Origin of the sequence: Acinetobacter sp. YH12205 (assembly GCF_013418125.1) — a bacterium.
In the GTDB taxonomy this organism is placed as follows: Bacteria; Pseudomonadota; Gammaproteobacteria; order Pseudomonadales; family Moraxellaceae; genus Acinetobacter; species Acinetobacter towneri.
This window is the reverse complement of sequence record NZ_VPCQ01000002.1, coordinates 184,283-205,821: the sequence shown is the minus strand read 5'-3', so window position 1 is coordinate 205,821 and position 21,539 is coordinate 184,283. Positions and strand designations below refer to the sequence as shown.

Sequence of the window (21,539 nt, the reverse complement as noted above, 5' to 3'; positions counted from 1 at the left end):
AGCCTTCATTCACAACCTAACATAGATCGAAATATAGCCAATATAAAAAATAAATCAAGTCGACCTAAGTGATAAAAGCAGCAATCGAGTTGCAGAATTTTCGATGATATTGCATTTTTTTAACGAAATTATGACAGTTAAAGGGCTTGTAATGCTTTAACTGATTCATTTACATCATAATATTTACAAGTGCTAAAAAGGAGAACTTGTAAATATTGAAGAATAATGCAACAAATTGTTTAAATCTTTTCCAGTAAAACACCCGACTCAACATGATGAGTGTATGGGAATTGATCAAACAGTGCAAATTGCGTCACTTTATGGTTTTGACACAAGGTTTTTAAATTGTCATGCAATGTGTCTGGGTTGCACGAAATATAAATAATACGCTTAAAACGCTGTAGGAGTTTTAAGGTTGCATCATCAATTCCTGCGCGTGGCGGATCGACAAAGACCGTATCAAAATCATAACTTGCAAGATCAATGTTCGCTTCTTGCAAGCGGCGGAATTCACGCTCACCGTTATAGGCTTGAGTAAACTCTTCAGCCGATAAGCGTGCCACTTGAATATTCTCAATCTGGTTTTGTTCAATATTCCACTGCGCTGCATATACCGAAGATTTAGCCAGTTCTGTGGCAAGTACACGACGGAAACGAGTCGATAGCGGCAGGGTAAAGTTACCATTACCACAATAAAGTTCTAATAAATCTTGCTCAGAATGTTCGGCAACCGTACATGCCCATTCCAGCATTTTTTGGCAAACTTGCGCGTTTGGCTGGGTAAAGCTGCTTTCAATTTGCTTATAGGTATAAGTGTGCTCAAAAACCTGTAATTGTTCAACTACATACTCATCGGATAGCACGAATTTTTGCCCACGGCTGCGTCCAATCAGTTTAATGTTTAATGCTTTGCTCAAAGCTTGGGCTGCAGGCTCCCAATCAGATTCAAGTTTGCGGTGATAAAGCAGTGAAACCAACATTTCGCCACTTAAAGTCGCTAAAAAATGCACTTCAAATAAACGAGCCGATAATACGGGATCGGCTTTCAGGGCGGCTAACAGCTTTGGCATTAATAAGTTAATGCTGCGGTCTGCAATCGGAAACTCATCTACACGAATAACTTTTTTCTGCTTATCTTCACTGCGTTCAAACATGGCATAAAACAGATCATCTTCAATATGCCAAATTCGGAACTCTGCCCGCATACGGTAGTTGTGTTCTGGTGAGGCAAATACTTGCAAGGCAGGCGGGTTATATTCGGCAAATTGGGCAGAAATACGGGCAACTTTTGCATCAAGTTGTTGCTGATAAGATGAGGTCATATGCAGTAAACATCACAAACACAGAGAAAGAGCGATGGTAACAAAGTTTTAAAGAGATACCTAAAACTATTATGAAAATGATGCAATGCTGCAAGATGTCAAAATAGCCTAAGCATGTTGATGACATCTTACAAGTGGAAAAATTTAGATACTGTAATTACTTTAAACTTGATGTAATTGATCGAACAATTGCTGCATGCCCTCAGTGGCAGTTTTGGAAATCCGTTGAAATTGAGCAGGAAGTTGGGCTTGCATGGCTTTTGGGTCAATATAATAAGCCTGACAATTTGCAGGAATTTCGTGTACTAATCCAGCAACAGGGTACACCACCAAACTTGTACCAATCACAATAAAAATATCGGCATCTTGAATCAAATCCAGTGCTTCTTCATAGGCAGGAACTGCTTCGCCAAACCAGACCACATGCGGACGTAAAGGATAGCCTTGTGGGCAAAGATCCTGTTGCAAGTTCAGCGAGTCACCTTCAATTGGAAAAAATTCTGTCGTGTATTGTGCATGAGGCCCTGAGCTTTTGGCTAAACGAATATTGCCGTGTAAATGCAAAACTTCTGAACTGCCTGCACGTTCATGCAAATCATCAATATTTTGGGTGATCACTTGTACATCAAAATCATCTTCAAGTTCAGCAATTAAGCGATGCGCCAAGTTAGGCTGCGCATTAAGAATGTTTTTACGACGTTCATTATAAAAGCGTTGGACTAATTCAGGATTCCTTGCCCATGCTTCAGGACTTGCGACATCCTCCACGCGATGTTTTTCCCATAAGCCATCACCATCTCTAAAGGTGTTGATTCCACTTTCTGCGCTCATACCTGCACCCGAAAAAACCACTAATTTACGCATGTTTTATTCTCTTGATGGATGGTTAGATTTGAGTATAAGTGCCGAAAATAGAAACACAAATCTACAGCTCATTTTTTCAGAATTTTAAGTATCTAAATATGTGAAAGTTTAGTGCTGTCTATAACTTTGCTGAATAATTGAATCAAAGTTCACTTTTTATTGCTTGTTATTTCATTTTAATGATAGAACATAAAGTAAAGTAGTATGACGCTGCAAAATCAAATATTGATGAACCAGAACCTATAATAATGTGCAGAGGATGCCATGTCACAACACAATCCATCGCCAAATCACACGCCTGCAACTCACAGTGAAAAAGTGAAATTTGATTGGAAAGATCCTTTTTTGCTTGAACAGCAATTGACTGAAACCGAACGTATGATTCGTGATAGTGCCTATGCTTATTGTCAGGAAAAATTACTGCCGCGGGTACGTGATCAGTTTAGACATGAAACGGTAGATCGCAGCATCTTCCGTGAAATGGGTGAGCTTGGTTTGTTAGGCTCAACCATACCTGAACAATATGGCGGTGCAGGTTTAAATTATGTGAGTTATGGGCTAATTTCACGTGAAATTGAACGGGTCGATTCAGGTTATCGTTCAATGGCAAGTGTGCAAAGTTCATTGGTGATGGTGCCAATTTATGAGTTTGGCAGTGAAGCACAAAAACAAAAATATTTACCCAAACTCGCTTCGGGTGAATGGATCGGATGTTTTGGTCTGACTGAACCTGATTTTGGCTCCGACCCTGGCAGTATGAACAGCAGAGCACATAAAGTTGCAGGCGGTTATCGTTTACACGGTGCGAAAATGTGGATTACCAATAGTCCAATTGCCGATGTATTTGTGGTGTGGGCAAAAGAAGTTTCAGCAGATGGGCAAGTGGGTGATATTCGCGGTTTTATTTTAGAAAAAGGTTGGGATGGACTTTCTGCACCAATCATTCAAGGCAAGGTTGGTTTACGCGCTTCAATCACAGGTGAAATTGTCATGGACAATGTTTTTGTGCCTGAAGAAAATATGTTACCTGAAGTGCGTGGTTTAAAAGGGCCGTTCACTTGTTTAAATAGTGCACGTTATGGCATTGCTTGGGGTGCTATGGGTGCGGCTGAGTTTTGTTGGCATACTGCGCATCAATATACGATGGATCGGATTCAGTTCGGACGTCCTTTGGCGACCAATCAGCTCATTCAAAAGAAACTTGCCGATATGCAAACCGAAATCGCGCTGGGTTTACAAATTGCTTTACGTTTTGGTCGTATGAAAGATGAGGGTATTGCTTCACTCGAAGGTACTTCGCTGATTAAACGCAACAACTGTGGCAAGGCCTTAGAAATTGCTCGTATGGCGCGCGATATGCTTGGTGGGAATGGTATCAGTGATGAATATGGCGTGGCGCGGCATTTGGTCAATTTGGAAGTCGTGAATACCTATGAAGGGACGCACGATGTGCATGCGCTAATTTTAGGTCGTGCGCAAACGGGTATCGCGGCTTTTGCCAATTAAATCTAGATCTAAACTAAATCTAGGTCTAATGATGCTACGGTGGAAAATATTGCAAACCACATTTTCCACCGTTTTACTTTAGCTGTTTAGTTTTAAAAATTGGCTAATTTCCTGATTAAATTTCAACGGTTCGGTCAGTAAAGGGGTATGCCCAGATTGGTGAAATATGACTTGTTTCGCATTCGGCATAGCTTCTACCACTTGACGTTGTCCTTCTGCCGCATACAAGGTCGATTGTGCGCCTGTAAAAAAGACTGTCGGACAACCCAGTTGAGTTAAAGCCTCACGATAATCTTCCTGATGGTGTAAATAATTGTCGATATACCAGCGTAAATAATCTAAACGCTGTGTAGGTAAAATATAGCGTTGTAAAACAGGACGTTTGACGGCCAGTTTAAATAAAAACGGACTGATTTTATTGCTGGCTTGTAATTCTATAAATTCTAGCCAAAGTTCGACTAAGTTTTTACGCTGCAACACATCCATTTGTTGAATATCAGTATATTGCGCGTGATCATGTAAAAACTCGGACAGATGAATCAATAACTGTTTAAATTGTTGATGTTGATTGCCAAATAAGCCATAAGGCCAGTTTTCATCTACCCCAATTTTTGGTGCTTGGTCAATTTGTAAATAACTGCTTAAATGCGCAGCCAATTGTCCATATTGCATGCCATGCATGGCAGTGGTTGCCCCCATGGAATAGCCAATCAGTTTAAATTGTTGCAGGTTCTGTTGTTGAAGCAGACTGTTTAAATCTTGCCAATGGCTCGAAATAGCATCCAGTTCTGGAACGGCACACAGGTTTGAACCCCCAAAACCACGCCAGTCTGGAATAATAAAACGATACTGCTTTTTATGTTGATACAGAAATGGCAACCATTGCCAACTGTGCATGCCTAAACCTGAAAGCACAACCACAGGCTCACCTTGACCAAATTCACGTACAAATAGAGCTTCGCCATCGGGCATGCGGTAAAAAGGCATCAGCATTTCCTTGCATGGTTGTAATTAAAGATGCGTTATTCTTTATAGCATAGCCTGATCATTTCTGTATGGTGAGCAACCCTGATTTCACATTGATGTGGTTGCTATTACTTAAAAATATACTTTTAAGATGAGGCTTCGGCATCAAACTTTTTCAGTTCAGGAATCACATTTTCTAGCCATTCAATCCAGCCAATTTCCTGATCTATCCCTAGCTGCAAAATCATTTTATGAATATACAGGGTACGGTTGTTCGCAGGTGCTTGGCTAAAGTCTTTGGCAAAAATCTGTTGATAGGTGTGCAACTTGGCTTTGTGAAGCAGCAAATGTCGTTCTAGTTCGGGTAAGACGCTGTTGCCGCCAAGTTGGGCTTCGGCACGTAAACGTACCATAAGTTCTTCGCGTAATTGTGCAGGCGGGCTTTGCTCGACCATCCAGTTTGCCAGTTCATGCCGCCCCAAAGCTTCTACCTGATAGGTTTTGCTACGACTGCTAGAATCTTCATCTTCTAAGGTTGAAATCCAACCTTTTTTCAGCATTGTATTTAGTTCGCGATAAATTTGTTGATGGGTCGCATTCCAGAAAAACCCCATAGAGCGGTCAAAACGGCGTGCCAATTCAATACCGTTACTGGGTTTTTCAATTAAACTGGTCAATAAAACGTGAGCGAGCGACATAAACAGAGCAACTTTATTTTTTTCAGCTTTAATTATGCAACATGTTGCATAAAAATTAAATCTAGAATATAAAAGTATGCAACAAGTTGCATTAAGCATAAAACAGCCAGCATTTTTGCCAGCAGGGAGATTCTATGTCTGACTATCCACATTTACTTGCGCCTTTAGATTTAGGCTTTACCACTTTAAAAAATCGGGTCTTAATGGGTTCAATGCACGTTGGACTAGAAGAAGCACCGGGTGGATACGAACGTATGGCGGCTTTTTATGCAGAGCGTGCCAAAGGTGGCGTTGGGCTGATTGTAACAGGTGGTATTTCACCGAATGATGCAGGCTTAACCTTTGCGGGCGGCAATAAACTTGATACTCGTCAAGAAGCAGAAAAACATAAAGTGGTGACTCAGGCTGTGCATGATGCAGGCGGCAAAATTGCTTTACAGATTTTACATACGGGACGTTATTCCTATCAGCCCGATATTGTCGCACCGTCAGCAATTCAGGCACCGATTAACCCAAGTAAACCACATGCACTAACATCGGCAGAAGTACAGCAAACCATTGCCGACTTTGTGAATTGTGCCAAATTGGCACAATACGCAGGCTATGATGGTGTCGAAATCATGGGTTCGGAAGGCTATTTAATTAATGAGTTTATTGTTGCGCGTACCAACCATCGTGATGATGAATGGGGCGGCAGTTATGAAAACCGTATTCGTTTCCCAATTGAAATTGTTAAACGTACCCGTGCAGAAGTGGGTGAAAACTTTATTATTATTTACCGCTTGTCGATGTTGGATTTAGTCGAAGGCGGTTCGAGTTTTGAAGAAGTGGTGCAATTGGCACAAGCGATTGAAAAAGCAGGTGCAACCATTATCAATACAGGGATTGGCTGGCATGAAGCACGTATCCCAACCATTGCTACCAAAGTCCCTCGCGCAGCTTTTACATGGGTGACAGAGAAATTAAAAGGTTTGGTTAAAGTGCCACTGATCACTTCAAACCGTATTAACACCCCTGAAATGGCTGAGCATGTTTTGGCTGCAGGACATGCCGATATGGTATCGATGGCACGTCCAATGTTGGCAGATGCTTTCTTTGTGCAAAAAGCAGAGCAAGGTCGCAGTGATGAAATCAACACATGTATTGGTTGTAACCAAGCTTGTTTAGACCATATTTTCTCAATGAAGATTGCTTCATGTTTGGTCAATCCACGTGCTTGCCATGAAACAGAACTCATTTTTAAAGAAGCAACACAGACTAAAAAAATTGCGGTGATTGGTGCAGGGCCTGCAGGTTTGAGCTTTGCAACCTATGCTGCAGAACGTGGGCATCAGGTGACGATTTTTGAAGCATCGAATCAAATTGGTGGGCAGTTTAATATTGCTAAAACCATTCCTGGTAAAGAAGAGTTTTACGAAACTTTGCGCTATTTCAAACGCCAAATTGAGCTGCAACCGAATATTAAATTGGTATTGAATCATACGGCTAGTTTTGAACAATTGCTCAATGCTGACTTCGATGATGTGGTTGTGGCAACAGGTGTAACCCCGCGTCAATTGGATATCGCAGGTATTAATCACCCTAAAGTGCTGAGCTATATTGAGGTATTAAAAGAGCGTAAGCCTGTAGGTCAACGTGTTGCGATTATTGGCGCTGGTGGTATTGGTTTTGATACTGCAGAATATTTAAGCCATGAAGGTGAAAGTGGTAGTCTAAATCCTGAAAAATTCTACGATGAATGGGGAATTGATACCAATTATGCGCATGTCGGTGGTTTAAAAGCAGCAAAAGTTGAAGAATCGCCACGTGAAATTTATTTATTGCAACGTAAAGCATCATCCGTGGGTGCTGGCTTGGGTAAAACAACAGGCTGGATTCATCGTACAGGTTTAAAAAACCGTGACGTTAAAATGATTGCAGGGGCAAGTTATGACCTGATTGATGATCAAGGCTTGCACATCACCGTCAATGGTCAAAGTACAGTGCTCGAAGTTGATCATGTGGTGATTTGTGCAGGGCAAGAGTCTTACACCGCCATGTATGAGCAATTACAGGCAGCAGGCAAAAATGTGCATTTAATTGGTGGGGCGAAAGAAGCAGGCGAGTTAGATGCCAAACGTGCAATTCGTCAGGGTGCTGAATTGGCAGCGAAAATTTAATGTAATTCCTTCTCCCTCTCCTTTGGGAGGGGGCTGGGGAGAGAGTTAATAATCGCTTCTGCCCAGTGCAGCAGTGCTTCAGTCTCACTCAGGGACTCTGCATAGAAATGAAATATCAAAACAAAAAAAAGGAACTTAACATGACTTTGGAAACAACAAAATTAGCGGTACAGCGTTGGCATACAATGCTGCAAAACCGTGATATGTCTATTTTGAGTGAATTGCTAGCAGATGATGTGGTGTTTCGTTCACCTGTGGCGTATCAACCTTATGCAGGCAAACAAGTGGTGTTTTTTATTTTGACCAATGTAATTCAGGTCTTTGAAAACTTTACTTATCACCGTGAGTTTTATACTGAAGATGGTTGCAATGTTGTACTTGAATTTTCCGCCAATGTGGGAGATAAAAAACTTAAAGGAATTGATATGATTCAATTCAATGCACAAGGACAAATTGTGGACTTTGAAGTGATGATTCGCCCGAAAAGTGGTTTGGAGGCATTGGCTGTGCAAATGGGACAACGTATGGCTGCCTTTATGCCAACCGAAAAATAAAATAAAGCATGTGTATGGCAATGAAGTTGTTTTATAGAAATCGGTTTCGGGTTGGCATGCTTGAAAGTGCATGTATTGCTTGGGAGTAAAATGATGTCTACATTACAAAAAATAGCGCAAATTACACAAGCGGTTTTAGATCAGGTCACAGGCGCAGATTTACCGACGTTGTATTATCATCCACATGGAGAAATCCGTCGGGTATTGGATTATTTACCACAGCTCAAAGAAAAATACCGTCCAACACCGTGGCTGTCCAATACACATGCGCATCTTTTATATTTTGATTTAATTAAAAAGAAAACCATTCGTCAGCAGTATGATCGGGTTGATCAACTCACTATGCAAGATGGCGGTATCACCGCAGTTGCTTGGGTGGGTTATGACTTACCTGCAGATACTCCCACAATTGTTTTAATGCATACCATTACAGGTTCTTTGGAAAGTATGCGTGAGTTGGTGCGCGATTTACATCAGCAGACACAGTGGCGTATTGCCTTATGTTTACGTCGTGGGCATGGCAATTTACCTATGCCTGTACCACAAATGAATCTGTTTGGTTCGACGCATGATTTGCGTGAACAAATAGTGTTTATTCAGCAACAATTTCCACAATCTGAATTATATGCTGTTGGTTCTTCCGCAGGGACAGGATTATTGGTGCGCTATTTGGGCGAAGAAGGCGAGCAAACCCCAATTAAAGCCGCGTTTGCACTGTGCCCAGGATATAACACTGAACTAGGCTTTCAGCATGTGCATCCTTTTTACAGTAAAGTGATGACCAAAAAATTATTCCAGTTTTTTATTCAGCCCCATCAGGACATTTGGCAAAACGTAAAATCTTTATCGCAAGTGTTAAGTGCGACTACATTGGCAGAGTTTGAAAAGGCGTATTTTGAATTGGCGGGTTTTGAAGATTATGACAGCTACACACAAGCCATTAACCCAATTTATGTGTTTGAGAATGTCAAAATTCCGCTTATGGTTTTAAATGCAGAAGATGACCCAGTGTGCCACATCAAAAACTTTGACCCTTATAAAGAAACCATACGGAAAATGCCAAATATTATGGTAGTGACGACCCGTAAAGGCAGTCATTGTGGTTTTTATGAAGGTGTCGGTTTTACTAAATCTTGGGCATCGCGTTTAATTTCTAATTATTTTAAAGTGCAATCGCAGTTGCTGCAGGCAAGTTAAAGTGAAGCGCACAAACCTATATAGAAATAGGTAGCTGTATTGCAAATGTATTCACGAGTTATCTCAGCGAAGACTCATCCAAATGAATAAAAAACCCAGTACACAATGACTGGGTTTTTTAACGTCAATTCAAATCTAAGATAAGAACTTACACCTTAAAACTGACTTTAACTTAAAGCTTAGTTTTAAGTGAGCACTTAGTTCTCAAGTGCTGGGGTTGCAGCAGCAATCGCAGCGGCAACAGCATCATCTTCAGATTGAGCACCTGTGTTATTGCTTGGACGTGCTTGAGTTGGTTTATCTTCTGCTACAGGAGCTGCCGCTTTCGGCGCAGGCGCAGGTGCAGCAGCAGGTTGTGCAGGTGTTTCACGACGGATTTCAGTTGTGGTGTTCACTGTTTCAGTGCGCTCCACTTCTACCTGTGCAGGCGCTTCTGGTTCAGCATCTTGAATGTTTTCAACAGGTTCTAGTGGTTCAAATTGAGCAGTTTCAGTAGTTTGTTCAGTTTGAACCTCTACTTGTTCTTGCTCATCTTGCTTTGGCTGTTCTTTTTTTACACATGCAGTTAATAACAACGCCGTTGCAATTGCACCACAAATTAAAAGTTTCTTATTCATAATTGCACAAAATAAAAGATCGGATAGACGGACGTATTATAGCAATAAAATGACAGATGAAAATCCTCTCAAGAAGTTCTAATTTTTTATAGGAAATGCTGATAGAATAACCAATTGTTTATTGTTCTATGAATTGATGCGGAATGACTTTGCTTTATTGGTGCAGAGTAAAGTAAAATTGCGCAACATTGCAGGCCGATTTAGGCTCGATTGTACGAGAAACCCAATGACCCATTTTATTTTCGTGACTGGTGGTGTAGTTTCATCACTAGGTAAAGGTATTTCAGCTGCTTCAGTTGCTGCACTTTTAGAAGCCCGTGGTTTAAAAGTAACCATGGTCAAAATGGATCCATACATTAATGTCGATCCAGGGACAATGAGTCCTTTCCAACATGGTGAAGTTTTTGTCACAGAGGATGGTGCCGAAACTGACTTAGATTTGGGTTATTACGAACGTTTCTTGCGTCGTGCGAAAATGACCAAGTTAAATAACTTTACATCTGGTCGCGTGTATCAAGACGTTCTAAACAAAGAGCGCCGTGGTGATTACTTGGGCGGTACTGTTCAGGTGATTCCACACATTACCGATAATATTAAAGAACGTGTACTTCGCGCTGGCGAAGGCTACGATGTCGCAATCGTAGAAATTGGCGGTACAGTAGGCGACATTGAATCTCTCCCATTCATGGAATCTGTACGTCAATTGATGGTGGAATTAGGGCATAAGCGTACTATGCTCATGCACTTAACTTTATTGCCATATATCAAATCTGCGGCAGAGTTAAAAACCAAGCCAACTCAACACTCAGTTAAAGAATTGTTATCTATCGGTATTCAGCCAGATATTCTCATCTGCCGTACTGAACATGATGTTGATGCTGACACTACCCGTAAAATTGCGTTATTTACCAACGTAGAAGCACGTGCGGTTGTGGTATGTAAAGATGCCAAAACCATCTACCAAATTCCGCGTACATTCTATGAACAAGACGTTGATGATTTAATTTGTGAGCGTTTTGGCTTCAATGATCTTCCAGAAGCAGATTTATCTGATTGGGATAACGTAGTTGATGCATTATTGAACCCTGAATACAGCGTTCGTGTGGCGATGGTGGGTAAATATGTTGAACTGCCAGATGCCTATAAATCTGTAAACGAAGCATTATTGCATGCGGGTATTCAAAACCGCGTCAAAGTTGAAATTGACTATGTCAATGCAGAAGACCTTGAAAGCCAAGACGTTAATACTGTACTTAAAGATGCCGATGCAATTTTAGTTCCGGGCGGCTTTGGTGAGCGCGGTACCGAAGGTAAAATGCAAGCCATCAAATATGCACGTGAAAACGGTGTCCCATTCTTGGGAATCTGTTTGGGTATGCAATTGGCTGTGATTGAATATGCACGTAATGTGGCAGGTATTGCCGATGCAAGTTCAACAGAGTTTAACCGTTCGACTAAGTCGCCACTTATTGGTTTGATTACTGAATGGTTAGATGAGCGCGGCGAAGTTCAACAGCGTTCTGTCGATTCTGACTTGGGCGGCACTATGCGTTTAGGTGCACAAAAATCTGAATTGGTTGAAGGTACCAAAACTCGTGAAGTGTATGGTTCTGCAGAAATTGTAGAGCGCCATCGCCATCGCTATGAAATGAATAACCGTTATATTCCTGTGCTTGAAGAAGCAGGTCTTAAAATTTCGGGTTATTCACCAATTCAGCACTTGGTTGAAACTGTTGAAATTCCGCAACATCCTTGGTTTATTGCGGTACAATTCCACCCAGAATTTACCAGCTCGCCACGTGATGGACATCCATTGTTTGCTGGCTTTATCGGTGCGGCAAAACAACAGCATCAAAAAACCAAATAAGATGGCTTTAGGGATAAACTAGGAAGTTGAAATGTCACAATTAAAACCACAAGAAATTGTACGTTTGGGTGATATACAAATGGCGAATCATTTGCCATTTGTATTGTTTGGCGGCATGAATGTACTTGAGTCTAAAGACCTTGCATTTGAAATTGCTGAAACTTATGTGGATATTTGCACACGCTTAAATATCCCGTATGTATTCAAAGCCAGTTTTGACAAAGCCAACCGTTCTAGCCTGAACTCATTTCGTGGTCCCGGTTTAGAAAAAGGTATTGAATGGCTGGCTGACATTAAAAAGCATTTTAATGTGCCAATTATTACCGATGTGCATGAGCCGTATCAGGCTGCGCCTGTGGCAGAAGTGGCAGATATTATTCAGCTTCCTGCGTTTTTAAGTCGCCAAACCGATTTGGTTGAAGCGATGGCAAAAACTCAAGCCATTATCAACATCAAAAAAGCACAATTCCTTGCGCCGCACGAAATGCGTCATATTTTGCATAAGTGTTTAGAAGCAGGGAATGACAAATTGATTCTTTGTGAGCGTGGTTCAGCATTTGGTTACAACAACTTGGTTGTCGATATGCTGGGCTTTGACATCATGAAAGAAATGAATGTACCTGTGTTCTTTGATGTAACCCATGCTTTGCAAACTCCGGGTGGTCGTGCAGATTCGGCAGGTGGTCGTCGTGCACAAATTACCACCTTGGCACGTGCAGGTATGGCAACTGGCTTGGCAGGTTTATTCCTAGAAGCACATCCTGAACCAGAGCAGGCAAAGTGTGATGGCCCATGTGCATTGCGTCTATCACAACTTGAGCCGTTCTTGGCACAGCTTAAAGAATTGGATACCTTGGTAAAAGGTTTCCAAAAGCTAGATACACACTAAATTAGATCCATATTAAATTATAGACTCATTGATGCCTAAAGCATCACGTTATTAATCAACTGAGGAATTGTTCATGAGCCAAATCGTTGACATTCGTGCACGTGAAATTTTGGACTCTCGTGGTAACCCAACCATCGAAGCAGACGTAATCTTAGCATCTGGCGTAGTTGGCCGTGCATGTGCACCATCAGGTGCTTCAACTGGTTCTCGTGAAGCTCTAGAACTTCGTGATGGCGATAAAGCACGTTACTTGGGTAAAGGCGTTAAAACTGCGGTAAATAACGTCAATACTTTAATTCGTGATGCTTTACTTGGTAAGTCTGTGTTTGAACAAAAAGACATCGACAACACCATGATTGCGCTTGATGGTACTGAAAACAAAGAAAAATTAGGTGCTAACGCAACTTTAGCCGTGTCTTTGGCTGCTGCGCGCGCTGCTGCTGATGAAAAGAAAATTCCTCTTTTCCAATACATCGCAGACCTTCGTAACAACAGCATTTTAACCATGCCTGTACCAATGATGAACATCTTAAATGGTGGTTCACACGCAGACAACAACGTTGATATTCAAGAGTTCATGATTGAGCCAGTGGGCTTTACTTCATTCTCTGAAGCATTACGTGCTGGTGCAGAAATTTTCCACTCATTAAAATCTGTATTGAATCAAAAAGGTTTAAACACAGCAGTGGGTGATGAAGGTGGTTTTGCGCCAAACTTACGTTCTAACGAAGAAGCAATCACAGTTATTCTTGAAGCTATTGAGAAGACTGGCTACAAAGCGGGTTCTGACATCATGTTGGCGCTTGACTGTGCATCTTCAGAATTCTACAAAAATGGTCAGTACATTCTTGCAGGTGAAGGCAACAAAGCATTCACAAGCAACCAATTCTCTGACTATTTAGCTGGTCTTGTAAATCAATATCCAATTATCTCAATTGAAGATGGTTTAGATGAGTCTGATTGGGAAGGTTGGTCTTATCTCACTTCGATCTTAGGTGACAAGATTCAATTGGTCGGTGATGACTTGTTCGTTACTAACCCGAAAATCTTACAACGCGGTATCGATGAAAAAGTAGGTAACTCAATCCTGATCAAGTACAACCAAATTGGTACTTTGACTGAAACGCTTGATGCAATTTACCTTGCGAAAGCCAATGGTTACACAACTGTTATTTCACACCGTTCAGGTGAAACTGAAGATTCTACAATTGCGGATCTTGCAGTAGGTACAGCAGCAGGTCAAATCAAGACTGGTTCACTGTGCCGTTCTGACCGTGTAGCAAAATATAACCAATTACTTCGTATTGAAGAATTGACGAATGCTGCATATCGCGGTAAAGCTGAGTTCAAAGGTTTGAACTAAGCGAAATCAGTAGATGTCATTATTAAATGTATTTGACTCCAAAGCGAGTAAAGCATTGTTGGGCCTTGCGATCTTTTTGATCGCAGGGTTTCAATATTTACACTGGTTTGGTGAAGGTGGTTATCGTGACCATGCTGCACTGACAGAAAAAATCCAACAACAAATAGAATTAAATACAGAGCTGAAGGAGCGCAATCGTGTACTTGCAGCAGAAGTTTATGATTTAAAAAATGGGGTAGAAGCCATTGAAGAGCATGCCCGTTTAGATTTAGGCTTAATTAAGCCACATGAAACCTTTGTGCAAATGAGCACCATCAGCACACAATATAAACCAATTTATATTCAACCAAATTCCACAGTAGATTTACGCACCAATGAATCACAACAACCTGCAGCAGCAACCGCCCCGACACCCTAAACTTTGGGCGGTTATTCCCGCAGCGGGTTCTGGTAGTCGTTTTTCTAGAACTGAACTTAAACAATATCAGTATATTCAAGATCAAACAGTCTTAGCGCACAGCATCGCACGTTTAAATCACTTGCCTTTAGCGGGTTATGTTTTGGCGATTGGTCAAGCAGATGATGTGGCGCAAAACCTAAACTTGGCAGAAAAAGAAAAAGCACATTTTTGCGTAGGTGGTGCAGAGCGAGTGGATTCAGTCTTGAATGCACTGCATTATTTATCTGAAATCGCCCATGTAGATGACTGGGTTTTGGTGCATGATGCAGCGCGTCCTTGTGTGACAGCTGCTTGCCTTGAACAGTTGTATCAGACTGCACTGGCAACAGATCAAAGTGCAATTTTGGCTATTCCAGTGCGTGATACTTTAAAAAAGGTAAGCCAAGGCACAAAAATTGAAACCACGGTAAGCCGTGACCAACTTTGGCAAGCGCAAACTCCGCAAATTGCTAAACTTGATGTGCTTAAAACAGCCATTGAATCTGCATTAAAACAGCAATTGACGATTACCGATGAGGCCAGTGCTTTAGAAGCAGCAGGGCAAATTGTAAATGTTGTGCACGGTCGTTCGGATAATATTAAAATCACCTATCCCGATGATTTAGAGCTGGCACGTTTAATTTTAGCCTCACAACAACATGGATGATAAAAATCTAGTGTAATTAACACCGCGTTAAACTTGAATCTTCAACGATTAAGCTTTAATGATTCACTCTGTGCCGCTTTGCTTCTATAATTGTCCATCCTGTCTATTTTAAATACCTTTGAGTCGCATGAATCCATCGCAGCAGTATCGTTTTTTACGTCACTCATTACGTGATGGTAGAAGCATTAAAAATGATTCCTCACGCTGGACTAAATTACATTTAGATCCATGGTTGCTGTGTTTTCTGATTTTAAATGCGATTCTGGGTTTAATGGTGGTATATAGTGCCACCGCGCAAGATATGGGGATGGTGCTGCGTCAAGCAACCAGTTTTGGCATTGGTTTTATCGCCATGATTATTTTGGCGCAAATTCCGCCTAAGGTATATCAAGCTGCCAGTCCATATTTTTATATCTTTGCAGTCATCATGCTGGCTTTGGTTTTGGTCATTGGTGAAACCCGTATGGGGGCAAAACGCTGGATCAGCTTGCCGGGTATTGGCAGTATGCAACCCAGTGAATTTATGAAATTTGCCATGCCATTGATGATGGCGTGGTATTTTTCGCGTCGTGCTTTCCCGCCTAAATTGATCCATATCATTGTCGCTTTAGTGATTATGATGATTCCTTTTGTCTTGGTGGCATTGCAACCCGATTTAAACATTGGTTTGATTATTCCTGGTGTCTTTGCGCTATTTTTAAGTGGCATGTCATGGCGATTAATCTTAGGAGCAATCACTGCATTGGCGCTCGCAGCACCATTGCTTTGGATGTTCTTTTTGCAGGAGTACCAAAAGAAAAGGGTACTCACCTTATTTGACCCAGAGTCGGATGCCTTGGGGGCAGGCTGGAATATTATTCAATCTAAAATTGCCATTGGTTCAGGCGGCTTTACAGGTAAAGGTTATTTAGAAGGAACGCAATCACATTTGGGTTATCTGCCTGAACATCATACTGACTTTATTATGTCGACCTATGCCGAAGAATTTGGTTTTATTGGCGTATTTTTACTGTTCAGTTTGTTTGCTGCCATTATTTTACGTTGTTTGATGATTGGGATGAATTGTTTCCATAATTTTGGACGTTTGTATGCAGGCACGGTTGGTCTGACTTTCTTTTTCTTTGTATTTCTAAACTCAGGGATGGTGAGTGGTATTTTACCTGTAACGGGTGACCCATTGCCGCTGATGAGTTATGGTGGAACGGCTGTTATTTCCATGTTGGCGAGTATGGGGATTGTGATGTCTATCCATACTCATCGTTAATACAGAATCCATCTGAAAGATGATGTAGGTGAGTTTTGCTATTATCATCTTTTTCTTTTTTTGTGGTTTTAAAAAGCCTAAGCAATTAGGATAAACACAAAACAATCCTTATAATATCCAGTAAATTTACTTTATTTATTAAGCAATAATTTAAAAAGAACAGCATAACAGTAACACAGAGCACCCCATGACCCATTTAATTTTTATTGCACTTTTCCCTTTGATTGCCTTAATTGCAATGGGTTATCTGCTTAAGCAATCACGTATGTTGGATGAGCCATTTTGGAAGGGTGCAGAAAAGTTAAATTACTATATTTTGTTTCCTAGCATGTTGTTTTTAAACCTCGCTACAGCAAACATTGAAGCGAAATCAATCGCACAGATTTTGTCGGTCGTAGGGATTATTGTGGCTTTAGTAAGTTGTCTGTTATATGCCTTGCGCGGCTATTTCAAAACACCCGCAGTCCGTTTTGGGGTGTATATGCAAAGCATGGTACGTTTCAATACGTATATCGGTTTGGCTTTGGTCGCAGCATTGTTTCAGGTGCAGGGCATGGCGCTGTTTGCGATTATTTTGGTGTTCTGCATTCCATTGGTGAATGTTTTATCTGTGCTGGCTTTAAGCGATACTAAGACTTTACAGGCAAAGCAAATCTTATGGTCATTAATGAAAAATCCATTAATTTTAGGGTGTATTGTTGGCGGTCTATTTAATTTATCAGGTTTGAGCTTGTGGGAAGGTGCAGCGCATTTTATTCGTCAAATAGCGTTATGCAGTTTGCCTTTGGGATTAATGTGTGTGGGCGCAGCATTACAATTTAATGGCTTGCAACGAGATGTATTCGCATTGGCATTGAATGTGTTCGGGCGTTTGTTATTTATGCCTGCTTTGGCTTGGCTAATTTGTCAGAGCTTAAATGTTCCAGTGTTGGAGTCGCAAATTTTAGTCTTGTTTTTTGCTTTACCTACTGCATCGGCAGCTTATGTACTTACACAAGTTTTAGGGGGAGATAGTCGTTTAATGGCTTCAATTATTAGCTTGCAAACCGTATTCGCCGCATTAACTTTGCCAATTGTGTTGTGGTTGCTCATTTAATCTGTCTAATACAATCTATTGTTCAGCATTAATCGTATAAACGATAGATGCCCGCAAAGCGTTCACAACCTTTTTGTTTGGTTTGAATTTTTAAGATTGCTTTAGAATAATTAAACTCATAACTGCAATCGTGCTCATTGTCGATGATTTTGTTTTTTTGATCAGGTGTTGTATAAGCTAAAAAGGCAATACTTTGGCTTTCAAGGCGGTTATTTGGATTGCGATAAGCAATACCTTCAATTTTAATGCTGTTTTTATTGAGTTGATGAATTTGTAAATGTACGGGTTGTGCAGCAAATTGACCATTTTCATATTTTAAATAATGTTGAGTCATGCTTTGATTCATTGAAGTGAAAAAATTCAGTTGATCAATTCTAAAATCAAATTGCTGAGTATAACAATTTAAGCTTTTGCATTGCTGTAAGCGTTGGATCCACAATTGCTGAGTATCTTCTAACAAGCGAATAGGCGCATCACTCATCAAATAAGCTGTTAAATGTTGATCACTTAATTTTTCACGCAATTCTGAGAAATTTTCTGTGCACACCTGCGCCAACTTTTTATTGGGTGTAGATCTACAATCAATCCCTTGTGCATAAGAGAAAGATGAATATAAACAGCCAAATAACAGCAGTGTACTTAAGTTTTTGATAAGATGAATCTCAGATTTCAACAGCATGATCGCTTATACTTTCACTATGTTGCGCTAGGTCTAATATAGCGAAATCGAAAGTATGAATACAAGATTTCAATGATTTATTTCTACAGGAGTTGAACATGGTTGCACAGATTCGTATTGGACAAGGATTAGATGTTCATGCCTTTGAAGCGGGAGATTTTGTGACGCTTGCAGGTGTTCAAATTCCTCATACACAAGGTTTAAAAGCACACTCAGATGGTGATGTAGTGCTGCATGCACTATGCGATGCATTATTAGGTGCTTTGGCGCTGGGGGATATTGGGCAGCATTTTCCAGATACCGATCCAAATTATAAAGGTGCAGATAGTCGGGTATTGCTTAAACAGGTTTATCAACTCATTTTAGACCGTGGCTATAAACTGAATAACGCCGATATTACTGTGGCGTGCGAACGTCCTAAACTTGCACCGCATACGCTAGAAATGCGCCAAAGTGTCGCTGATGTATTGGATGTAGAGGTCACACAAATCAGTATCAAAGCGACAACCACTGAAAAATTAGGTTTTACTGGGCGTCAGGAAGGTATTTTAGCAATAGCGACTGTATTGATTTCTCATACAAAATAATCGCGTTAGAATTTTATCTATACAATCTGCTGAATTAAGAAAGTTCAGCAGATTCTAAAGCTTGTTGTAAATCTTGCGTGGCTTTACGACCTTGTAATTGCAAAGAAACGGCGTGAATTAAGCCTGTCCAAGTTTCATTGGGTTTCCAGATATCATGTAAAAAGTCTTGAGCCGTTGCAATATCCACATCCATAAAATATTGACGATACAAATACATTAAACTACTGACGTGGTTGTTATTGCTGCAATGTACCCACACCATTTGGCTTTCTAATAAATGATTGACCAAATCGAGCAATAATAAACATTGATCAGAGGATGGTGTTTCCCATGAAATTGGCAGTTGAATATAGTTTAGTCCAACATCCAGACAAATTTTGTCTTCATGGGGAAGGGCGTGTTCCGCATCACTTTCAGCCAAATTAATGACAGTGCCAATACCATATTCTTTAATTTGTTTTAATTCTTCAGCCGTAGGCTGACCTGAAGAAAACAAACGCTCATGAATGAACTGGAAATTTTTAATTTGGCTAAGTTGGGTTTCAATGTCATTCATGCGCGCAGAATTTCCTATGCTACAAATAGAAACGCCATCATGAAGATGGCGTTTTTAAATCTTAACGATTCACTAAAACGTCTTTTAATGCTTCATGCATTTCAAGCAATGCTTTTTCAGTGGTATCCCAGTCGATACAACCGTCAGTCACAGACTTACCATACTCTAAATCGCATAAGTTTTCAGGAATATCTTGACGACCACCTTTCAGGTGACTTTCGACCATAATCCCAACAATAGACTTATTGCCATCTAAAATTTGCTCAGTGATATTTTTTAATACCAATGGCTGTAAGAATGGGTCTTTGTTTGAGTTAGCATGGCTGGTGTCAATCATGATTTTGGTGCTGACTTTGGCTTTGTTTAATGCATTTTCAGCATCTGCAACAGAGCCTGCATCGTAGTTAGGCTTGCCATTACCACCACGTAAAACCACGTGTGCATACGGGTTGCCGCTAGTACGAATTACTGAAACCTGACCTTGATCATTAAGACCCAAGAAGCTGTGACCGTGTTTTACCGACTGCATGGCATTGGTAGCAACTGTTAAGCCGCCATCTGTACCATTTTTAAAGCCGACTGGAGAAGAAAGACCAGATGACATTTCACGGTGCGTTTGGCTTTCTGTAGTGCGTGCACCAATTGCAGACCAAGAAATTAAATCTTGATAATACTGCGGAGAGTTTGGATCAAGTGCTTCAGTCGCACATGGCAAACCTTTTTCATTTAACTCAAGTAAAAGTTTACGACCAAGACGCAAGCCTTTTTCAATGTTAAAAGAGTCATTCATGTCTGGATCGTTAATTAAGCCTTTCCAGCCCACTGTAGTACGTGGTTTTTCAAAATAAACACGCATCACAATATAAAGAGAATCTTTTACTTTTTCGCTTAATACTTTTAAACGATCTGCATATTCATGTGCAGCAGCAGGGTCATGAATAGAACATGGACCAATCACCACAAATAGACGCTTGTCTTTACCATCTAAAATATTGCGGATTGTTTCACGACCACGAAGAACGGTTTGATAAGCATTTTCAGTCAAAGGTAACTCAGTTTTTAATTCTGCAGGAGTCACGAGTGGCTGAATACTTTCAATATTCACGTCATCGATGTCTGATTGTGTAAGAGGATTAGACTGTAAAGTATTCATTGCCGTCACTGGTTTGATCATACAAAAGATTGTTTAATAGTCTGAATATAACATGAATTTCACTGTATTTTGTTATAAAAAGATGAATACTTCTTTAAAAAATAAGTGATGAATCGGGTAGATAAATTAAACGGTCTGTTTTAGCAAAATCCTGTCAGATAAAGCATTCATTATTGGCTGGCTTGTGCCTCAGAAACTGCTGTTGCAGTTTCTAGTGTGCTGATAGGTTTTGATTTCACAGGATTAACCATAAAGTTAATCCCGATAATAAATAAGGTAATACCTAAAACTTTACGAATCACTTTTTCAGGTAAACGTGAACTGACTAAAGTTCCCACCACAATTGCAGGAATCGAGCCAACCAACAGCCAAACCAATAGGTGAAAATCGACATTGCCTGAACTCATGTGACCTAAGCCTGCAACTAGGGTAAGTAAGACGGCATGCACGACATCTGAACCGATAATACGAATCATCGGTAGATTCGGGAACATCAGCACCAATGCCATGATGCCAAAAGCACCTGCACCCACTGAAGAAAGTGTGACAAATACACCCAGTACAACTCCCATAATTACAATGAGGGCACGCTTATCTGCAGCCTGTAGTTTGACCTTTTCAAGGTCTTGGGTCATATCGGGCAATTCTTGTTTATGGTATTTATTAAAAAACGTTTCAATTTGACTGCGAAACACAATTGAGATGCCAGTTAAGGTCAACATAAAGCCCAGTACCACGGTCAGTACCATTTTGTAATGGGTAGATTGGCTTAAATAATTCTCTAAAACCCAGTGGGTCGCAAATGAAGCAGGGATACTGCCCACCGCAAGCCAAATGACAATGGGCCATACAATATTCATTTTTTTGGCATGAACCAATGAGCCGCAGAATTTTGAAATGGCGGCATAAAGTAGGTCTGTTCCAATTGCGATATGCGGTTCAATTTTAAACAAGCTGATCAGAATGGGAGTCATCAGTGAACCGCCACCTACGCCAGTCACACCCACGCAGAAGCCGACCAATACACCTGCCAAAATAAACTCTAAAGGACCAACCATGAAGATATGCCGAAGTCAAAAATCGTGAATATATTATG

Annotated in this window: 21 protein-coding genes; 12 read left to right on the top strand and 9 right to left on the bottom strand. The window is 40.7% G+C overall.

Annotated features, from left to right (window positions below):
* Nucleotides 1-239: 239 nt before the first annotated feature.
* Both trmA and FTU92_RS03340 read right to left on the bottom strand, forming a co-directional pair.
* Nucleotides 240-1,322: a tRNA (uridine(54)-C5)-methyltransferase TrmA gene (gene trmA, locus FTU92_RS03345; RefSeq protein ID WP_180095629.1), complete on the bottom strand. Its 1,083-nt coding sequence runs from the start codon at nucleotides 1,320-1,322 to the stop codon at nucleotides 240-242.
* A 162-nt stretch (nucleotides 1,323-1,484) separates the two neighbouring features.
* The gene (locus tag FTU92_RS03340; protein ID WP_004973326.1) at nucleotides 1,485-2,186 is read right to left on the bottom strand and encodes an NAD-dependent deacylase; all 702 of its coding nucleotides are present in this window, start codon (nucleotides 2,184-2,186) and stop codon (nucleotides 1,485-1,487) included.
* A 264-nt stretch (nucleotides 2,187-2,450) separates the two neighbouring features.
* On the opposite strand from FTU92_RS03340, the gene FTU92_RS03335 reads away from it, so the two are divergent.
* Nucleotides 2,451-3,692, top strand: coding sequence for an acyl-CoA dehydrogenase (locus FTU92_RS03335; protein ID WP_096900865.1), 1,242 nt, complete (start codon nucleotides 2,451-2,453; stop codon nucleotides 3,690-3,692).
* 78 nt (nucleotides 3,693-3,770) lie between these two features.
* On the opposite strand, the gene FTU92_RS03330 is transcribed toward FTU92_RS03335, so the two are convergent.
* On the bottom strand, nucleotides 3,771-4,679 hold the full coding sequence (locus FTU92_RS03330; RefSeq protein ID WP_096900864.1) for an alpha/beta fold hydrolase: 909 nt from the start codon (nucleotides 4,677-4,679) through the stop codon (nucleotides 3,771-3,773).
* A 125-nt stretch (nucleotides 4,680-4,804) separates the two neighbouring features.
* The gene (locus tag FTU92_RS03325; RefSeq protein ID WP_004973333.1) at nucleotides 4,805-5,356 is read right to left on the bottom strand and encodes a PadR family transcriptional regulator; all 552 of its coding nucleotides are present in this window, start codon (nucleotides 5,354-5,356) and stop codon (nucleotides 4,805-4,807) included.
* A 134-nt stretch (nucleotides 5,357-5,490) separates the two neighbouring features.
* Here FTU92_RS03325 and FTU92_RS03320 point away from each other — a divergent pair, with 134 nt between their 5' ends.
* From FTU92_RS03320 to FTU92_RS03310, 3 genes are all read left to right on the top strand, one after another.
* Complete coding sequence (locus tag FTU92_RS03320) at nucleotides 5,491-7,515, top strand: NADPH-dependent 2,4-dienoyl-CoA reductase (RefSeq protein ID WP_004973335.1); 2,025 nt, start codon at nucleotides 5,491-5,493, stop codon at nucleotides 7,513-7,515.
* A 140-nt stretch (nucleotides 7,516-7,655) separates the two neighbouring features.
* The gene (locus tag FTU92_RS03315; protein WP_180095627.1) at nucleotides 7,656-8,069 is read left to right on the top strand and encodes a nuclear transport factor 2 family protein; all 414 of its coding nucleotides are present in this window, start codon (nucleotides 7,656-7,658) and stop codon (nucleotides 8,067-8,069) included.
* Nucleotides 8,070-8,159: 90 nt separating this feature from the next.
* The gene (locus tag FTU92_RS03310; protein ID WP_180095624.1) at nucleotides 8,160-9,266 is read left to right on the top strand and encodes a YheT family hydrolase; all 1,107 of its coding nucleotides are present in this window, start codon (nucleotides 8,160-8,162) and stop codon (nucleotides 9,264-9,266) included.
* Nucleotides 9,267-9,463: 197 nt separating this feature from the next.
* On the opposite strand, the gene FTU92_RS03305 is transcribed toward FTU92_RS03310, so the two are convergent.
* Nucleotides 9,464-9,883, bottom strand: a complete 420-nt coding sequence (locus FTU92_RS03305) for an internalin (protein ID WP_096900861.1) — start codon at nucleotides 9,881-9,883, stop codon at nucleotides 9,464-9,466.
* 226 nt (nucleotides 9,884-10,109) lie between these two features.
* Between FTU92_RS03305 and FTU92_RS03300 the strand changes: the two genes are divergently transcribed.
* From FTU92_RS03300 to FTU92_RS03270, 7 genes are all read left to right on the top strand, one after another.
* A complete protein-coding gene (locus FTU92_RS03300) occupies nucleotides 10,110-11,750 on the top strand; it encodes a CTP synthase (protein WP_004973343.1) in 1,641 nt (546 codons plus the stop codon).
* Between the two features lie 31 nt (nucleotides 11,751-11,781).
* Nucleotides 11,782-12,639 carry a 3-deoxy-8-phosphooctulonate synthase gene (gene kdsA, locus FTU92_RS03295; RefSeq protein WP_004973345.1) on the top strand — a complete coding sequence of 286 codons (858 nt, stop codon included), beginning with the start codon at nucleotides 11,782-11,784 and terminating at the stop codon, nucleotides 12,637-12,639.
* A 73-nt stretch (nucleotides 12,640-12,712) separates the two neighbouring features.
* Nucleotides 12,713-14,002 (top strand): phosphopyruvate hydratase, encoded by a 1,290-nt coding sequence (gene eno, locus FTU92_RS03290; protein ID WP_004973347.1) that lies wholly within the window; start codon nucleotides 12,713-12,715, stop codon nucleotides 14,000-14,002.
* 13 nt (nucleotides 14,003-14,015) lie between these two features.
* Nucleotides 14,016-14,420 (top strand): septum formation initiator family protein, encoded by a 405-nt coding sequence (locus FTU92_RS03285; protein ID WP_167846043.1) that lies wholly within the window; start codon nucleotides 14,016-14,018, stop codon nucleotides 14,418-14,420.
* Nucleotides 14,377-15,108, top strand: coding sequence for a 2-C-methyl-D-erythritol 4-phosphate cytidylyltransferase (gene ispD / locus FTU92_RS03280; RefSeq protein WP_167846042.1), 732 nt, complete (start codon nucleotides 14,377-14,379; stop codon nucleotides 15,106-15,108). Before FTU92_RS03285 ends, ispD begins: the two co-directional genes overlap by 44 nt.
* A 127-nt stretch (nucleotides 15,109-15,235) precedes the next feature.
* Entirely contained in the window at nucleotides 15,236-16,372 is a 1,137-nt protein-coding gene (gene rodA, locus FTU92_RS03275; RefSeq protein ID WP_154320713.1) for a rod shape-determining protein RodA, read from the top strand.
* Nucleotides 16,373-16,559: 187 nt separating this feature from the next.
* A complete protein-coding gene (locus FTU92_RS03270) occupies nucleotides 16,560-17,468 on the top strand; it encodes an AEC family transporter (protein ID WP_154320714.1) in 909 nt (302 codons plus the stop codon).
* A gap of 28 nt (nucleotides 17,469-17,496) precedes the next feature.
* On the opposite strand, the gene FTU92_RS03265 is transcribed toward FTU92_RS03270, so the two are convergent.
* The gene (locus FTU92_RS03265) at nucleotides 17,497-18,147 is read right to left on the bottom strand and encodes a hypothetical protein (protein ID WP_004973366.1); all 651 of its coding nucleotides are present in this window, start codon (nucleotides 18,145-18,147) and stop codon (nucleotides 17,497-17,499) included.
* Nucleotides 18,148-18,245: 98 nt separating this feature from the next.
* Between FTU92_RS03265 and ispF the strand changes: the two genes are divergently transcribed.
* Entirely contained in the window at nucleotides 18,246-18,734 is a 489-nt protein-coding gene (gene ispF, locus FTU92_RS03260; RefSeq protein WP_180095622.1) for a 2-C-methyl-D-erythritol 2,4-cyclodiphosphate synthase, read from the top strand.
* A 34-nt stretch (nucleotides 18,735-18,768) separates the two neighbouring features.
* Here the strand turns inward: ispF and FTU92_RS03255 are convergent, their stop codons facing one another.
* The 3 genes from FTU92_RS03255 to FTU92_RS03245 all read right to left on the bottom strand — a co-directional run bounded on the left by FTU92_RS03255 (nucleotide 18,769) and on the right by FTU92_RS03245 (nucleotide 21,501).
* Nucleotides 18,769-19,290, bottom strand: coding sequence for a protein tyrosine phosphatase family protein (locus tag FTU92_RS03255; RefSeq protein WP_004973370.1), 522 nt, complete (start codon nucleotides 19,288-19,290; stop codon nucleotides 18,769-18,771).
* A gap of 61 nt (nucleotides 19,291-19,351) precedes the next feature.
* Nucleotides 19,352-20,443 (bottom strand): 3-deoxy-7-phosphoheptulonate synthase, encoded by a 1,092-nt coding sequence (locus FTU92_RS03250; RefSeq protein WP_042068745.1) that lies wholly within the window; start codon nucleotides 20,441-20,443, stop codon nucleotides 19,352-19,354.
* Nucleotides 20,444-20,613: 170 nt separating this feature from the next.
* Nucleotides 20,614-21,501, bottom strand: coding sequence for a sulfite exporter TauE/SafE family protein (locus FTU92_RS03245; protein WP_179990756.1), 888 nt, complete (start codon nucleotides 21,499-21,501; stop codon nucleotides 20,614-20,616).
* Between the last annotated feature and the right edge of the window lie 38 nt (nucleotides 21,502-21,539).

Excerpts from the sequence above, each read along its gene's own strand:
- FTU92_RS03305 (WP_096900861.1), bottom strand. The coding sequence starts at position 9,883 with ATGAATAAGAAACTTTTAATTTGTGGTGCAATTGCAACGGCGTTGTTA.
- FTU92_RS03315 (WP_180095627.1), top strand. The coding sequence starts at position 7,656 with ATGACTTTGGAAACAACAAAATTAGCGGTACAGCGTTGGCATACAATG.
- FTU92_RS03255 (WP_004973370.1), bottom strand. The coding sequence starts at position 19,290 with ATGAATGACATTGAAACCCAACTTAGCCAAATTAAAAATTTCCAGTTC.
- FTU92_RS03325 (WP_004973333.1), bottom strand. The coding sequence starts at position 5,356 with ATGTCGCTCGCTCACGTTTTATTGACCAGTTTAATTGAAAAACCCAGT.
- ispF (WP_180095622.1), top strand. The coding sequence starts at position 18,246 with ATGGTTGCACAGATTCGTATTGGACAAGGATTAGATGTTCATGCCTTT.
- FTU92_RS03335 (WP_096900865.1), top strand. The coding sequence starts at position 2,451 with ATGTCACAACACAATCCATCGCCAAATCACACGCCTGCAACTCACAGT.
- FTU92_RS03270 (WP_154320714.1), top strand. The coding sequence starts at position 16,560 with ATGACCCATTTAATTTTTATTGCACTTTTCCCTTTGATTGCCTTAATT.
- FTU92_RS03340 (WP_004973326.1), bottom strand. The coding sequence starts at position 2,186 with ATGCGTAAATTAGTGGTTTTTTCGGGTGCAGGTATGAGCGCAGAAAGT.
- FTU92_RS03310 (WP_180095624.1), top strand. The coding sequence starts at position 8,160 with ATGATGTCTACATTACAAAAAATAGCGCAAATTACACAAGCGGTTTTA.
- FTU92_RS03300 (WP_004973343.1), top strand. The coding sequence starts at position 10,110 with ATGACCCATTTTATTTTCGTGACTGGTGGTGTAGTTTCATCACTAGGT.
- FTU92_RS03320 (WP_004973335.1), top strand. The coding sequence starts at position 5,491 with ATGTCTGACTATCCACATTTACTTGCGCCTTTAGATTTAGGCTTTACC.
- ispD (WP_167846042.1), top strand. The coding sequence starts at position 14,377 with ATGAATCACAACAACCTGCAGCAGCAACCGCCCCGACACCCTAAACTT.
- FTU92_RS03285 (WP_167846043.1), top strand. The coding sequence starts at position 14,016 with ATGTCATTATTAAATGTATTTGACTCCAAAGCGAGTAAAGCATTGTTG.
- trmA (WP_180095629.1), bottom strand. The coding sequence starts at position 1,322 with ATGACCTCATCTTATCAGCAACAACTTGATGCAAAAGTTGCCCGTATT.
- kdsA (WP_004973345.1), top strand. The coding sequence starts at position 11,782 with ATGTCACAATTAAAACCACAAGAAATTGTACGTTTGGGTGATATACAA.
- FTU92_RS03330 (WP_096900864.1), bottom strand. The coding sequence starts at position 4,679 with ATGCCTTTTTACCGCATGCCCGATGGCGAAGCTCTATTTGTACGTGAA.
- FTU92_RS03265 (WP_004973366.1), bottom strand. The coding sequence starts at position 18,147 with ATGCTGTTGAAATCTGAGATTCATCTTATCAAAAACTTAAGTACACTG.
- FTU92_RS03250 (WP_042068745.1), bottom strand. The coding sequence starts at position 20,443 with ATGAATACTTTACAGTCTAATCCTCTTACACAATCAGACATCGATGAC.
- eno (WP_004973347.1), top strand. The coding sequence starts at position 12,713 with ATGAGCCAAATCGTTGACATTCGTGCACGTGAAATTTTGGACTCTCGT.
- rodA (WP_154320713.1), top strand. The coding sequence starts at position 15,236 with ATGAATCCATCGCAGCAGTATCGTTTTTTACGTCACTCATTACGTGAT.
- FTU92_RS03245 (WP_179990756.1), bottom strand. The coding sequence starts at position 21,501 with ATGGTTGGTCCTTTAGAGTTTATTTTGGCAGGTGTATTGGTCGGCTTC.